The sequence below is a fragment of the Bacillus cereus group sp. BcHK124 genome (assembly GCF_027712065.1).
In the GTDB taxonomy this organism is placed as follows: domain Bacteria; phylum Bacillota; class Bacilli; order Bacillales; family Bacillaceae_G; genus Bacillus_A; species Bacillus_A pacificus.
The window spans coordinates 232,459-246,740 of the sequence record NZ_JAQFPJ010000006.1 but is presented as its reverse complement, the minus strand read 5'-3'; the positions used below and the strand labels follow the sequence as shown (position 1 = coordinate 246,740).

Here is a 14,282-nt window from a genome sequence, read left to right as displayed (position 1 = left end):
GTGACGGCAATCGATTTAAACTGTGATTTAGGAGAAAGTTTTGGAGCTTATAAAATGGGGAATGATGATGAAATTCTTCCGTTCGTTTCCTCTATAAACGTTGCCTGTGGTTTTCATGCGGGTGATCCGACTGTAATGAGGAAAACAGTCGAAAAGGCACTGCAGCATAACGTAGCAATTGGCGCGCATCCTGGTTTTCCTGATTTAATTGGATTTGGAAGAAGAAATATGAACGTTTCACCAAATGAAGTATACGACTATGTATTGTATCAAACCGGTGCATTAGGCGCTTTTGTGAAAGCAGCAGGCGGGAAGATGCATCATGTGAAACCGCACGGTGCCCTATATAATATGGCGGCGACTAATCCGGAAATTGCAGATGCAATCGCAAAAGCAATGTATCATAGTAATCCAAATCTATTACTTTACGGATTAGCAAATAGTGAGGCGTTTATACAGGCTACGGAAAAATACAATATAACTCTCGTACAAGAAGCTTTTGCAGATCGTACGTATAAGCAAGATGGGACATTAACGAGCCGTACGGAAGAAAATGCACTTATAAAAAATGAAGACGAAGCAATAAAGCAAGTGCTTCAAATGGTGAAAGAAGGCTACGTAAACGCGGTGAACGGAGAGAAAGTAGCAGTTCACGCACAAACCATTTGTTTGCATGGTGATGGAGAGAAAGCAGTGCAATTTGCGAGGAAAATATACAGAACATTCGAACTTAATGATATTTCTATTTGTGCACCGAAGTAAAAAAATGAGGGGAAGTGTTGGAATTGGTGAAATTAATCGGGATACTACTTGTTGCGGTGGGCTTTTTATTTAGATTGAATACACTTTTAGTAGTTATGGTAGCAGGTATTGTTACGGGTATGGTTTCAGGATTAAGCTTTTATGATGTGATCAGCATGTTCGGTAAATTTTTCATAGAAAATAGATATATGTCTATGCCAATTATATTAACTTTACCGGTAATCGGAATTTTAGAGCGTTACGGTTTAAAAGAAAGAGCAGAAGCACTTATAACGAAATCAAAAGGCGCAACAACTGGAAGAGTATTAATGTCATATTTTACGATAAGAGAATCATCAGCAGCACTTGGACTGAATATTGGTGGTCATGCACAAACAGTAAGACCGCTCGTTGCACCGATGGCAGAAGGGGCTGCGCAAGGTAAATATGGTAAGTTACCTGAAAAGTTAAGAGAAAAAATTAAAGCAAACGCAGCGGCGGCGGAAAATACAGCATGGTTTTTCGGAGAGGATATATTTATCGCGACTGGTGCCATTTTATTAATGAAAGGATTCTTCGATTCAGTAGGTATGCATGTTGGTGTATGGGATATGGCGCTTTGGGGTATTCCAACTGCAATATCAGCACTTATCGTAAGCTGGATCAGATTTAGAAGATTTGATAAATATATAGCAAAAACGATGACATCAAAGGAAAAAGAAGAGAAGGAGGCAATATAAGATGAATATCATTACAATGGATACAATTTATTACGTATTAGGTATAATCGTTGCCTTTATCGCTGTACGTATTGCCTTTGATAGCCAACATCCAAATCGATGGGGGGCTAGCTTGTTTTGGGCGTTATTTGCAGTTACATTTTTATTCGGAAATATAATCCCTTCGTTTTATGTTGGTTGTATCGTGCTCGCTATGGTCGTGTTAGCTTCATTAAACAAAGTAACAAAATCAGAAGAGAAAGAAGTACCAGTACAAGAACGTGTGAAACATGCGGAGAAATTAAAAAATAAAATTTTTATGCCTGCACTATTAATTCCTATTTTTACAATTATCGGTACGTTAACGTTAGGGAAAATCAAATGGGGGAATGTTTCTCTTGTTGATCCAGATAAAGTAACGTTAGTTGCATTAGCACTTGGGGCATTACTTGCATTTGTTGCGGCGATGCGTATTACAAAATCGAAAATAACAACGCCTGTTCAAGAGGGAAGCAGACTATTACAAGCTGTCGGCTGGGCTGTCATTTTACCACAAATGTTAGCAGCACTTGGCGGTATTTTCGCGAAGTCTGGCGTTGGACAAGTTGTTTCAGATTTAGTTGGACAAGTATTACCGACAGAGTATCCGTTCGTTGCTGTTATGGCGTATTGTTTAGGAATGATGCTCTTTACAGTTGTAATGGGAAATGCATTCGCAGCGTTTGCCGTTATTACTGGCGGAATTGGCTTACCTTTAATTGTACAAATGCATGGAGGAAACCCGGCGATTATGGCAGCGCTTGGTATGTTTGCTGGATATTGCGGAACATTGCTTACTCCAATGGCAGCAAACTTTAATATCGTTCCGGCGATGCTTTTAGAGTTAAAAGATAAAAATGCAGTTATTAAAGCACAAGTACCAATAGCTCTTTCCATCTTTATTATCAATATGTTTATTATGTATGGCCTAGTATATCGTTTTTAATTAGGAGGGAAAAACTATGAAAACAGTATTATTAACAGGGTTCGATCCGTTTGGCGGAGAAAGCATTAATCCAGCTTGGGAAGTCGCAAAAAGTTTACATGAAAAAACAGTGGGAGAATACAAGATTATTAGTAAACAAGTACCAACTGTATTTCAAAAATCAATACAAGTTTTAAAAGAATATATAGAAGAACTAAACCCTGAAATGATTATATGTATCGGACAAGCGGGGGGCAGACCAGATATTACGATAGAGCGTGTTGCGATTAACGTTGATGACGCGAGAATTGCTGACAATGAAGGAATTCAGCCGGTAGATGTACCGGTTGTAGAAGAAGGACCAGCTGCCTATTGGTCTACACTTCCGATGAAAGCAATTGTAAAAAGACTGCAAGAAGAAGGTATACCAGCTTCCGTTTCACAAACAGCAGGTACATTCGTTTGTAATCACTTATTCTACGGTCTCATGCATGAACTAGAGAAATATGATAAGAAAATGAAAGGCGGATTTATTCATATTCCGTTTTTACCAGAGCAAGCGAGTAACTATCCGGGTCAACCGAGTATGTCACTTTCTACTATTCGTAAAGGAATAGAACTGGCAGTTGAGGTAACGACGACAGTTGAGGTGGATATAGTGGAAGTTGGGGGTACGACGCATTAAGTAAGATTCTGAGATAGTACCGAAGTGCGTATGTAGTTGTTATTTTTGTTTGGAAGAAGGGTATATCGTTAACTTGATAATGATTGGGTACATTGCATATTTTAAATTCGCCCATTTTCATGTATAATTATTGTAAAAATTGGAGTTTTGGAAATTAGGGGTGGATATCTTGAAAAGTTTTGGTATGTTAGTATTCTCTACTGTGCTTGCAGCGGGGCTATTATATTATAATGCTCAATCCTTTTATAATAGGTTTACTTCTGGAAATACATATTACTGGGTAAACGGTATCCTAGCGGTTATCTTCCTTGTATTCCTGTATAATAATGCAAAAGATATCATCAAGAAAAACTATATAAAATAAGGAAGTTTAAAGAGTTCTTTATACAAAGACAACACCTCCTGTAAACAACTGGTATAATAAGTATAGGAAAATACATAGAGGTGATTTTTGTGCAACAATTTGAAGAAGTACGTTCAATTTTAGAAAAAGCGAAGAAAATTACAGTGTTAACAGGTGCAGGAGCAAGTACGGAAAGTGGTATCCCAGATTTCCGTTCAGCAAATGGATTGTATGCTGATGCGAATGTGGAGATGTATTTATCAAGAGGATATTATAATAGAAATCCGAAAGAATTTTGGAATCATTATAAAGAAATCTTTCAAATTAATACGTTCCATCAATATAAACCAAATCGTGGTCATCGTTTTTTAGCTGAATTAGAAGAACAAGGGAAAGATATTACGATTTTAACGCAAAATATTGACGGTTTACATCAATTAGGTGGTAGTAAACATGTCATTGATTTACATGGAACGCTTCAAACAGCACATTGTCCGAAGTGTAAAGCGGGATATGATTTACAGTATATGATTAATCATGAAGTGCCACGCTGCGAGAAGTGTAATTTCATTTTAAACCCAGACGTTGTGTTATACGGAGATACATTGCCACAATATCAAAATGCGATAACACGTTTATATGAAACAGATGTACTTATCGTTATGGGAACGTCGTTAAAAGTACAACCTGTCGCTTCATTCCCACAAATCGCAAAGAGGGAAATCGGGGCAACGACAATTTTAGTAAATGAAGAGTTAACAGGGCAAGAATATAACTTTGATTTTGTTTTTCAAAATAAGATTGGTGAGTTTGTTGAAGGGTTATCTTCAATGAAATAAGTTATCGAAAAAAAACTGAGGTATCTACCTCAGTTTTTTATTTGAGTAATTACTGTTTAAAACATTTCGATAATGTAGCAACCGCATCTCTATAACCTATAAAAAAGGTTTTGGTTGGCAAAATAGCAAAATAGGAAGAAATGTTTTCTTTAGCGAATACACAATCGTCATAAAGTAAGATAATGTGTAGCTGTTGTAAAGGTTCTATTTGGTTTTGTTTTAAGTATAAAACTAAGTCATTATAAAGTTGTGTACTATACTCACTTACAGACCATTCTAATGAATGCTGACCTACTATGCTAGTCCACCATACTTTAAAACTACACAGTATTTCTTTAAAGGATTCCTCATTACATAATTGAGTGTCAAAAAGCTTCTCATAAAAGATATTATTTTTCTTATAAAAAATTTGTAAATCATATCGGTCGTTAGCAATTTGTTTACGAAGTATATGCCATAATTCTTTGAAATGATCTTCAAAGTCAGTAGAGAAATTTAATTGTTTTGCTATGTAAGGAAACCGCAAATTTTCTTTATTCTCATGTTGGTTAAGATAAATGTTTTGAATATAAATCATAAAGTTTAAACGATATGACGTATTAGTATGAATTGTAAATGAATCTGTCATTTCATTTTCTCCTTAGCAATGTCTTCTATTGTTAGTATACAGAGAAATGTAAATGAATGGCATGAAAAAACAATTGTATACACTCATTCTTTCAGAAAAAAATTCATGTTATGACGAATTAAGGGGAATGGTAATAAATAGGATATAAAATTAAAAAACTGAAAATTAAATCTTTTATTTCTTTAGTAATTAATATAAAATTCTATATATATCATATAAATAAATTTGATACATAATAGTTCTATGTAGAAATGTTAATAGAATGAAGCGAGGGAGCGAAATGAGACAGAAAAAGGAGCAGAAGAAACAATCGAAAAAGAAAAAGACCCATATTCCTTTTCGGTTAAATGTACTATTTTTTATCGTCTTTCTTTTATTTTCAGCTATTATAATTCAATTAGGTAAAGTACAAATCATTGATGGAGAAACATATAGAAATGAAGTGAACAAAAAGGAAGATGTAACGGTAAGCACTCCTGTTCCTAGAGGGAAAATGTTTGATCGGCAAGGTCAAGTGATTGTAAATAACAAACCGCTACGAACCGTTACATATACGAAAATGAAAGGAGTAGATTCGAAAGAAGTTTTACAAGTAGCAAGACAGTTAGCTCAGTTAATAGAAATGTCACCAGAAGATATAGATAAGTTGACAGAAACAGATAAAAAAGATTTTTGGATGCAGTTAAATGAAAAGCGAGCAGCTGCAAAAGTAACAAAAGAAGATGAGAGTAAATTTAGGGAGCAAGAAATAGAAGGAAAAGAATTAGATAAAAAAGTAGAAGAGTTACGCAGGGAAAGAATTACGCAAGAAGAATTAAGCGAACTTTCAAAAGAGGATTTAGAAGTACTAGCAATTAAAAGTAAAATGAATGCGGGATATAAAATGACGCCGCAAATCGTTAAAAAAGATGTAAGTCAAAATGAATACGCAGTCGTAAGTGAAAGATTGGCAAGTTTACCAGGAGTGGATACGACAGTGGACTGGGAACGTGAATACCCAAATGATAAAATACTTCGTTCTATCCTTGGTAGCGTTTCTACTGAAAATGAGGGTTTGCCAAGAGAACAGTTAGATTATTATTTAGTGCGTGATTATAACCGAAATGACCGTATTGGTAAGAGCTATATCGAGAAACAGTACGAAGATGCATTACATGGAACGAAAGAACAGTCTAAAAATATTACGGATAAAGCAGGAAATATTATTCGGACAGAAAAAGTGACTGAAGGAAAAAGTGGAAATAATTTAATGTTAACAGTAGATATGGAGTTACAGAAAAAAGTAGAGCAAAGCCTTGAAAAGAATTTACGAGCATTTCATTCTGCAGAGCCGATGATGGATCGTGCATTCGTTGTAATGATGAACCCGAAAAACGGTCAAATTTTATCGATGGCAGGAAAGAAAATTGTAAATAAAGATGGCGGGATGCAAATAGAAGACTACGCTTTAGGAACGATGACAAGTTCTTATGAGTTAGGGTCAACTGTGAAAGGGGCTACATTATTAGCCGGTTATCAAACTGACACAATTAAGCCGTATACGCATTTCTTTGATGCACCAATGTATTTTAAAGGAAGCTCCAAGCCGAAGAAATCGTGGAAAGAATTTGGTGATATTGATGATTTAAGAGCTTTACAAGTTTCATCAAACGTTTATATGTTTAACACGGCTTTAAAAATGGCAGGTATAAATTATGTGCCAAACAATCCGCTAGATATTAAAAAAGAGACATTTAATAAAATGCGCTACTACTTTAGACAGTTCGGCTTAGGTGTACCGACTGGAATTGACTTGCCGAATGAATCGATGGGTCAAATGGGTAGAACAGATAACATACCTGGTTTTTTACTTGATTACGTGATTGGACAGTACGATACATATACGCCGCTTCAACTTGCTCAATATATGTCAACAATTGCAAACGGCGGTTACCGAATGAAACCACAAATTGTACAAGAAGTGAGAGAGCAACCACTTAGACCAGAGGATGTAGGAAAAGTTATACGCTCTATTGAACCAGTTATTTTAAATCGAGTGGATATGGACACTTCATATATTAATCATGTAAAAGAAGGATTTAGAAGAGTTTTTCAAGAAACTGACGGAACAGGTACTGCAACGTTTAAAGGATTACCATATAAACCAGCTGGAAAAACGGGAACAGCTGAAACCGTGTATGGTGGAGAAAGTGAAATTGGAAGAGATGAAAACAATAATAGAAAAAAATGTTATAATTTAACTCTTGCCGGTTATGCACCATATGATGCTGATCCAGAAGTAGCTTTTTCAGTTGTTGTACCATGGGTAAATGATGACAAATCAGGAATTAATTCCGCGATTGGTAAAGAGATTTTGGATGCGTATTTTGAATTGAAAACGAAAAGATCGGGTGGAAATCCAGTCCCAGTAGAGCAGCCGAACAAGGCCCAGTAAAAATAATATCACTGCATTGAGACTTATGGTGCAGTGATATATTTTTTGATTTAAAAAGCGTTTGAATAAGGTGGGAATGGATATGAAACAGGAGATTAAGAGAGGTTGGGGGAAATACATACTCTTCGTGTTTGTTTTGGTCGTAGCCTATCATTCTTTTACTTTATGTAAAGTGGAAGGGAAATCGATGCAACCGACTTTATATGAAGAAGACTACGTATTTGTAAATAAAGCAGCGGTACACTTTTCCGATTTAGAGCATGGAGAAATTGTCATTATAAAGGAAGAGGATGAATCAAAATATTATGTGAAACGAGTAATAGGACTTCCTGGTGATGTAATTAACATAACGAATGGATCTGTATATGTGAATGATAAAAAACAAGAAGAACCGTATACAAATAAAGATTTGTTTAATAATACGCAAGTGTTTTATAACTTTCAAAAGACAAAAATCCCGCCAAATAAGTTATTTGTAATGGGCGATAATCGTGAAATTAGTAGAGATAGTCGAAACGGCTTAGGATATATTGAAGAAGATAATATAATAGGAAAAGTGGAATTTGTATATTATCCGTTTTCAAAAATGAAGATCATAGAATAAGTGGGATTATACAAAAACCCACTTATTAAAGTTTCACTTTACCCCGCATTAACGGGCAGTAAGACTCCCACCTCAAAATTCAGATGTGCAAAGGAGTTAGGTGGGAGATCAACTGCCCGTAAAAGCCCGATTGGTTCAACTAATAATAAGTGGGGATGACCCCCCCACTTATTAAAGTTTCACTTTATCTTCTTTAAAAAACCTTTAGGATTAAATGAAATGAAAAATTTATGCTTAGATTCATCGATTATGAAATTGTTATTTTTAGTTAAAAATTCTTCAACCGCTTCCATTGGACCAGGGCCCCAATCAGGAGAAACAGGGTTTCCATTAATAGATGTATCCTCTACAATAATATAACTGCCAGCAGTAACGATAGATTTATAAAGCAACAGTTCTTTTGCGACATGCTCTTTACTATGATCTGAATCTAAAATAACTAAAATCACATCATCTGGTTTGCGCATATTTAATATTGTTTGGACGGCCTGTACAGAAACAGAGGAAGCTGTTAAATACGTAATTCGGTCATGAGATGGACGATTTGGTTGAGGGAATATATCGATAGTAAGAACGTGACCTTTTCCAATTAAATCTAATATAGAAGCTAAATACAATGCGCTACCACCATAACAAGTGCCACATTCAATAATTAAATCTGGTTTTAATTCGTAAATAATTTCTTGATACAAAAAAAGATCAGAGGGAAGTTTGAAAATGGGGACCCCGAGCCAATGCGTATCGTGTAACCAGACTTGACTATCGTAATATTGTTTTAAAAACTCGCTACTTATGTTATCGATTTTGAACACTCCTTTCTGAAACGAAAGTTGTACAATATGATATGTGAAATATAATTATAAGGAGAATGTTTTTTAATAAAAATGAGCAAAATACCTTATTAAAAACCAATTGTTTGTATAATAAAAAAATTAATTCAGCAAGTTCTAATCAAAATGCAATTTAATTATGTAGATGAGAGGAAAAGGAACGTATGTATAAGTACACAATTTGCTTCATTAGAAAAGGAAATGAAATACTCTTATTGAATAGAAATAAAAAGCCGAACATGGGAATGTGGAATGGTGTCGGAGGAAAAATAGAAGAGAATGAAACACCATACAAAGGAATCATTCGAGAAACGCTTGAGGAAACAGGAATAGAGCTTCCAAGTGTAACGTATAAGGGAAATGTTATTTTTAAAGATAAAGATGAGTCTTGGGATCGTGAGGGAATGTATGTGTTCCTTGCTGATTTACCAGATGGAGTGCATATGGACACGCCATTAAGTACGGCGGAAGGATTATTAGAATGGAAAGAAATTGATTGGATATTGAATTGTGAAAATAGAGGTGTGGTTAGCAATTTACAAAGCTATTTACCAATCATATTAAAAGAAGAACATAAGTTAGAGCATATATTTACATATGATAACCGGAATATTATTAATTACACAACTGCATGTTTGACGGAAGATGATGCGAACAAGCGGTATGAAAAACAACTTGTTTCTCAATAGAAAAAGTATGAAAATAATCACTTTTATAATCTAGTAGAGATTATTTTAATAGAGCAATCAGCATTTTTATGTTGATTGCTCTCATTATTTAACTGAGAAAAAGACATGTTTAAAGTGCCCCTTATTATATGTCTATAACTTTATTGTGTAACATAATTTTAAATATAGTTTGTACATTGAATAACTTGCTATGGTTCTCTATTAATCTTTCACAATTGTCTAAGCGGTTATTAGATTGCTAGCATAGAATATATTGTCTTCTGCAATTTTAGGAAGATAATCCTATAAAATTTTAGGAGGAATATACTATGGAAATAGAAAACCAACAAGTAGATCCAGTATTTGAAAATCTATGTCAACGATTTTTTGATATTCTAGGTGGTACTGATCACTCGATTGATCCAGGACCTGTATGTACTGTAACTCGAACTAGAATATTTGATGAAACAGTATTAGGAAGAAAATCAAATTCGCCTTTGGTGAATTATCAATTTTTTTCGTTTGAATCTCTTGATGAATCAGGAAATGCACTTTGTTTAGGGGAAACTGCAGCTTTTGAAAATCAGGTTGAACAAGTCCTTTCTAATCTTCGTGATCGCGGTATTATCGTATCAGGTTTGCACAATCACTGGATAAATGAAAATCCCCGTTTATTTTATATTCACTGGGAATCGATAGATGATCCTATTGCATTTGCGAGAAAATCAAGAGAATCTATTGATTTCTTAGGTCCAGTATTACCACCAGATTTGCCACCACCTGTAGTATCTCCAGAATTTCAAGCATTATGTGATGAATTTACTGCTACGCTAGGTGGTGACGGTGAAATTGAAACAGGGCCTGTATGTTTTGTTATGCGGAATGTGAATTTTGGAGCGACTATCTTTGGAAGACCTGCAAATTCACCTCTTGTGGGACATCAACTTTTTTCGTTCGAATCCCTCGATCCATCCGAAGTTGCACTTTGTTTAGGTGAAACGGCAACGACTCAAGATCAGACTGATCAACTAATCTCACAACTTCTGAGATTTGGCTTTAAAGTATCGGCATTTCACAATCATTGGCTAGATGATAATCCTCATTTAATATATGTTCACTGGGAATCGGTAGAAGATCCTATTGCATTTGCGAGAAAAACGAAAAATGCGATTGCGTTTTTGGGCTAGTTTTAATAAGTTAATTTAACTTAAAAGAACTTGCTATTTTATAATGATTGGCAGAGTCGTGACCGCTTTTTCGCAGCAAATGTACCATTTGTCATGGAAGCAATGTGATATATTTGTATTGTGAGCGGCGGTGGAAAACATTGCTCATAAAATTCCTTATAACTGAAAATGGATTGTCATAACCGGTGGCGATGGTTGTAGAATGAATGAATAGTTGTTTTTGATTTCACATTTAATTGCAATTCACGTTGTGTATACGGAGAAGGGGGTTTGTTCTTCTAACTATTTAATAAAGTATGTAATGAAGAAGAATTTCACAATATTAGGTAGTTGAAAGAAGAATGAAACTTCATGTGTCGTATTTGAATTACAATATAATTAGTAAATAAAAAGTATCCAGGGAGGATACTTTTTATTTTGGAGGAAAGTGAAAGTAGTAGGAAACAAGAATGTAGTATCAGCTAATTTTTGGGATAAGGGTGATACAGTTGAATTTAATTGTGAAGGGAAAGTTATGACTCAAGCTATTATCAAATGTATAAAAAAATGGGCGAAATTAAAGTGCCGTTTTTATTTTGATTAAAATAATATTAATGATGATTGTAGGCGCAACCTTTACATGGTTAGCGTCTGATTTGTTGTAAAGGGAAGATGGGTAGAAAAAATAGACTAGTAAACAAGCTGTTATTGACTTTTAAACATAGAATAAGATGATTCTTATTAAAAAGAGGGGGGAATTATAGTTATGGGATGTAATAATAATTTCAGACGCTTTCGAAATTGTAATAGATTTTGGGATGATTTAATGTTTTGCAGATGCGAACATAGAGACTGTGATGAATGTCGTTGTAAACGTATCCGTGATTGTGATTGTGATAAATGTCGTCGTAGAAGTAACCATGATCGTGACTGTGATCGTGATGAACGTAAAGAGTGGTAAATTCCTTTGGAAGAGTGCTTTGAAGAAAAGCACTCTTTTTTTATTTAGTATTCTATATAATATTTCTTAATAGTGTAGTGTTGCTTTACAGCAAAGTATGAAATTTGCATTTTTATATAAAAATTATTAAATTGATCGGTTTTCCTGACAATTCTTGAGAAAAAAACTAATAGTATATTTTTACCATTTTTTACTGTAATATGAAGGTGCGCTTAAAAATATAGGAGAAAGCGCTTATCACAAGGGATGGGAGTTGTTATGATGAAAGTCGCAAAGAAAAAAATAGTACCGTTGTTATTAGTAGGCGGAATACTAGCTGGGGGAGGCATTGTAGCTGAAACTGCGTATGGGGCTGAAACGGAAGTTCTTCAGCCTAAGTCAGTAGAGTATGAGATTCAGATGATGAAAGATAGTGGCATGACGTTGGAACAGGTAAAACAATTTGTTGAAATTTCTAAAGAAGGAAAAGAGTTTTTCGAAAAAGATGCGAAAATTAAAGCGGAAAACGATTTGAAAGAGATTGATGAGTTAAAAACAACACATCCAGAAGAAGCGAAAGAATTGTATTCTAAAATTGATGATCCTGCATATAGTCAAAATGAATTAAATGGTCTTGTTGCGTTAGCAGGATCTGCTTTAGGTACAAAAGGGGATGTTTTAGTTAGTTATGAAATTAATTCTGGAAGTTCTTCTATCGGTGTAGGACACACAGCGATCGTATCAAAAGATAGTAGTCGTACAATAGAATCATTTGCAAAAAGTTGGAGCCCAACTGGTAAAGATGGAGTCCAATATTACCCTAATACATGGAAAGGCCGTTCTAAAGTTTATGGTCTATGGGTGAAGGGAGCTAACAATACAAAATATTTAAATGCAGCTTCATATGCTCAGGGGCAAATTGGAAAAGGGTATAATTGGTCATTCTTCGATAAAAATAGAACGGATAAGTTTTATTGTTCTCAATTGGCATGGCGTTCTTGGAAAAATCAGGGTATTGATATTGATAATGTTACTTGGGATACTGTTGTTACACCTATGGAATTAGTAAAATCATCAAATACTACTATTTTCTATTCTAATTGATAAACAATATTTTATAGAGCAATCGGCATTTATTTGTCGATTGCTTTCACTATATATGTGAGGTGATTACATGCTAAAGAAATATATTTCCTTAGTCAAAGTTATAATATGTACAATGTTTCTTTTTGTAGGTTGTTCTAAAAATGTTAATGGTGGTAAAGAACTTAAAAATATTCAACAAGCGGACTATCTAGTATCCTATTCAAATGCAATGAAAGATGGTGGTTACATATATGCATATGATAAGAAAGGAAATACGATTAGTAAAATGGAAGTAGATGGTCAAAGTATGATGAGCAATGCAAAAGATGAAAAGGGATACTACTTTTCATCAAATAGAAATAACAATCATTATGTAATAAATAAGACAGGCAAGGTACAAGGGATCAATAGACCTAAAGAATTACAGGATGTAAACGCAGGGGCATATTTCATCCATGCAGAACAAGGATATGTATATTATGATGTGAATATTGGATTGGTAGACGAAAAGAAGGGATATACAAGTGAACTTGTATATTGGAAAGATAGTGACAAAAGGCAAGAGAGTGTAGAACTAAAGGGAACGATTCAAGGTGCGCATATTATTGAGAATCATATATACGCATTTTCACAAACGCTAGACAAAGTATATATTTCAGAAATAGATTTGGTCACAAATAAAAAAACAAACGAATTTGAAATTCCTAATGAAAATGTGTATTTTGCACCAACTGCTCAAAAAATAATTTTTCAAAAGTATAAAGATAAACTAATACTCGCATTAAGTGATAATGTAAATCAAAAGTTACCACCTAAATTAATTATGGTAAATACAAAGACTAGAGTAATAGAAAAAGAAACAATATTAGACGAAAAGCAATTCATACCTGTTCTAGTGCAGGTGATTGATAATAAGGTGTATATTTTAAATAACGATGAAAAAGTGAAAGAGCTAGATGAGAACTTGAACATCATACGTACATATTCATTACAAAGTGACAAAAATACAAAAATCAATAGAGAGGATAAAGGGATTTCAGATATACAAGTACATGGTAATAAGGTGTATATCTTATACAAAGATATGAATCCAAAGAGTAAAACGAAACAATTGACAGCTGAGATTGAAGGATATGATCTATTAACTGGAGCTAGTATTGAAAAGACTACTTTAAAATTAGCTGAAAAATGGGATGATATTACTTTTCTCGTATTGAAAGAGTAAATAAAATGATGTGAAGGAGATAACTTAAATTATGGCATTCAAAAGTGAGGAAGAACTGAATAAAGCTTTCGAGGCAGTTAAAGCGAATCTAGCAATAGAAGGTAGGATTATTACAAAAAAAGAAATGGAAAAAATCAACAAATAGAAGGTGACAGGAAAATAGCGCACGAGCAACTTATTACATTAGCTGATGCGATTGCGAGATGTGAACTTACTTAACAATCTAAAAGGCACCACAAACTTTTGCTAAATAAACGGGAAAAAAGAGATGTTAGATCCAACTCTCAGACTGTAGACAAACTATTTTTTTGAGGGTTCAGATGCTAAAAAATAGTTTGTCTTTTTCTTTATGGATAATTTATCCAACAATATATATACGTAGTACGTTCTATGGTACAATTTACTATAAG

General features: G+C 34.2%; 15 protein-coding genes and 1 pseudogene. 14 read left to right on the top strand and 2 right to left on the bottom strand.

The genetic code is table 11. The annotated features are described in order from the left end of the window. The 6 genes from pxpA (at window position 1) to PDK19_RS12755 (ending at window position 4,291) form a co-directional block, all read left to right on the top strand. A complete protein-coding gene (pxpA, locus tag PDK19_RS12780; RefSeq protein WP_270707229.1) occupies window positions 1-762 on the top strand; it encodes a 5-oxoprolinase subunit PxpA in 762 nt (253 codons plus the stop codon). Window positions 763-785: 23 nt separating this feature from the next. Next, window positions 786-1,481 carry a DUF969 domain-containing protein gene (locus tag PDK19_RS12775; RefSeq protein WP_000239804.1) on the top strand — a complete coding sequence of 232 codons (696 nt, stop codon included), beginning with the start codon at window positions 786-788 and terminating at the stop codon, window positions 1,479-1,481. Window position 1,482: 1 nt separating this feature from the next. Further along, window positions 1,483-2,445: a DUF979 domain-containing protein gene (locus PDK19_RS12770; protein ID WP_270707228.1), complete on the top strand. Its 963-nt coding sequence runs from the start codon at window positions 1,483-1,485 to the stop codon at window positions 2,443-2,445. A 16-nt stretch (window positions 2,446-2,461) separates the two neighbouring features. Further along, window positions 2,462-3,109, top strand: a complete 648-nt coding sequence (gene pcp / locus PDK19_RS12765; RefSeq protein WP_270707227.1) for a pyroglutamyl-peptidase I — start codon at window positions 2,462-2,464, stop codon at window positions 3,107-3,109. Between the two features lie 169 nt (window positions 3,110-3,278). Further along, window positions 3,279-3,473, top strand: coding sequence for a hypothetical protein (locus tag PDK19_RS12760; protein WP_270707226.1), 195 nt, complete (start codon window positions 3,279-3,281; stop codon window positions 3,471-3,473). An 80-nt stretch (window positions 3,474-3,553) separates the two neighbouring features. Next, complete coding sequence (locus tag PDK19_RS12755; RefSeq protein ID WP_270707225.1) at window positions 3,554-4,291, top strand: NAD-dependent protein deacylase; 738 nt, start codon at window positions 3,554-3,556, stop codon at window positions 4,289-4,291. Between the two features lie 49 nt (window positions 4,292-4,340). Here PDK19_RS12755 and PDK19_RS12750 read toward each other — a convergent pair whose 3' ends face one another. Beyond that, the gene (locus PDK19_RS12750; RefSeq protein ID WP_270707224.1) at window positions 4,341-4,919 is read right to left on the bottom strand and encodes a hypothetical protein; all 579 of its coding nucleotides are present in this window, start codon (window positions 4,917-4,919) and stop codon (window positions 4,341-4,343) included. A 280-nt stretch (window positions 4,920-5,199) separates the two neighbouring features. On the opposite strand from PDK19_RS12750, the gene PDK19_RS12745 reads away from it, so the two are divergent. After that, window positions 5,200-7,353 carry a peptidoglycan D,D-transpeptidase FtsI family protein gene (locus PDK19_RS12745; protein WP_270707222.1) on the top strand — a complete coding sequence of 718 codons (2,154 nt, stop codon included), beginning with the start codon at window positions 5,200-5,202 and terminating at the stop codon, window positions 7,351-7,353. Between the two features lie 82 nt (window positions 7,354-7,435). After that, entirely contained in the window at window positions 7,436-7,957 is a 522-nt protein-coding gene (gene lepB / locus PDK19_RS12740; protein WP_000806882.1) for a signal peptidase I, read from the top strand. 179 nt (window positions 7,958-8,136) lie between these two features. Here lepB and PDK19_RS12735 read toward each other — a convergent pair whose 3' ends face one another. Beyond that, the gene (locus PDK19_RS12735; RefSeq protein WP_270707221.1) at window positions 8,137-8,769 is read right to left on the bottom strand and encodes a cephalosporin hydroxylase family protein; all 633 of its coding nucleotides are present in this window, start codon (window positions 8,767-8,769) and stop codon (window positions 8,137-8,139) included. A 182-nt stretch (window positions 8,770-8,951) separates the two neighbouring features. On the opposite strand from PDK19_RS12735, the gene PDK19_RS12730 reads away from it, so the two are divergent. From PDK19_RS12730 to PDK19_RS12705, 6 genes and pseudogenes are all read left to right on the top strand, one after another. Then, window positions 8,952-9,476, top strand: coding sequence for an NUDIX hydrolase (locus PDK19_RS12730; protein ID WP_270707220.1), 525 nt, complete (start codon window positions 8,952-8,954; stop codon window positions 9,474-9,476). Window positions 9,477-9,784: 308 nt separating this feature from the next. Beyond that, window positions 9,785-10,642 carry a DUF1259 domain-containing protein gene (locus PDK19_RS12725; protein WP_270707219.1) on the top strand — a complete coding sequence of 286 codons (858 nt, stop codon included), beginning with the start codon at window positions 9,785-9,787 and terminating at the stop codon, window positions 10,640-10,642. A gap of 745 nt (window positions 10,643-11,387) precedes the next feature. Then, the gene (locus tag PDK19_RS12720) at window positions 11,388-11,582 is read left to right on the top strand and encodes a hypothetical protein (RefSeq protein ID WP_270707218.1); all 195 of its coding nucleotides are present in this window, start codon (window positions 11,388-11,390) and stop codon (window positions 11,580-11,582) included. 258 nt (window positions 11,583-11,840) lie between these two features. Then, entirely contained in the window at window positions 11,841-12,665 is an 825-nt protein-coding gene (locus tag PDK19_RS12715; RefSeq protein WP_270707217.1) for a YiiX/YebB-like N1pC/P60 family cysteine hydrolase, read from the top strand. Between the two features lie 70 nt (window positions 12,666-12,735). Next, on the top strand, window positions 12,736-13,872 hold the full coding sequence (locus PDK19_RS12710) for a hypothetical protein (protein ID WP_270707216.1): 1,137 nt from the start codon (window positions 12,736-12,738) through the stop codon (window positions 13,870-13,872). A 31-nt stretch (window positions 13,873-13,903) separates the two neighbouring features. Further along, window positions 13,904-14,091: pseudogene (locus tag PDK19_RS12705) on the top strand (hypothetical protein). Window positions 14,092-14,282: the final 191 nt, after the last annotated feature.

What these genes read in the sequence shown, in the direction of transcription:
- PDK19_RS12770 (WP_270707228.1), top strand. Translation starts at nt 1,483, where the DNA reads ATGAATATCATTACAATGGATACAATTTATTACGTATTAGGTATAATC.
- pcp (WP_270707227.1), top strand. Translation starts at nt 2,462, where the DNA reads ATGAAAACAGTATTATTAACAGGGTTCGATCCGTTTGGCGGAGAAAGC.
- PDK19_RS12750 (WP_270707224.1), bottom strand. Translation starts at nt 4,919, where the DNA reads ATGACAGATTCATTTACAATTCATACTAATACGTCATATCGTTTAAAC.
- PDK19_RS12745 (WP_270707222.1), top strand. Translation starts at nt 5,200, where the DNA reads ATGAGACAGAAAAAGGAGCAGAAGAAACAATCGAAAAAGAAAAAGACC.
- lepB (WP_000806882.1), top strand. Translation starts at nt 7,436, where the DNA reads ATGAAACAGGAGATTAAGAGAGGTTGGGGGAAATACATACTCTTCGTG.
- PDK19_RS12730 (WP_270707220.1), top strand. Translation starts at nt 8,952, where the DNA reads ATGTATAAGTACACAATTTGCTTCATTAGAAAAGGAAATGAAATACTC.
- PDK19_RS12725 (WP_270707219.1), top strand. Translation starts at nt 9,785, where the DNA reads ATGGAAATAGAAAACCAACAAGTAGATCCAGTATTTGAAAATCTATGT.
- PDK19_RS12720 (WP_270707218.1), top strand. Translation starts at nt 11,388, where the DNA reads ATGGGATGTAATAATAATTTCAGACGCTTTCGAAATTGTAATAGATTT.
- PDK19_RS12715 (WP_270707217.1), top strand. Translation starts at nt 11,841, where the DNA reads ATGATGAAAGTCGCAAAGAAAAAAATAGTACCGTTGTTATTAGTAGGC.
- PDK19_RS12710 (WP_270707216.1), top strand. Translation starts at nt 12,736, where the DNA reads ATGCTAAAGAAATATATTTCCTTAGTCAAAGTTATAATATGTACAATG.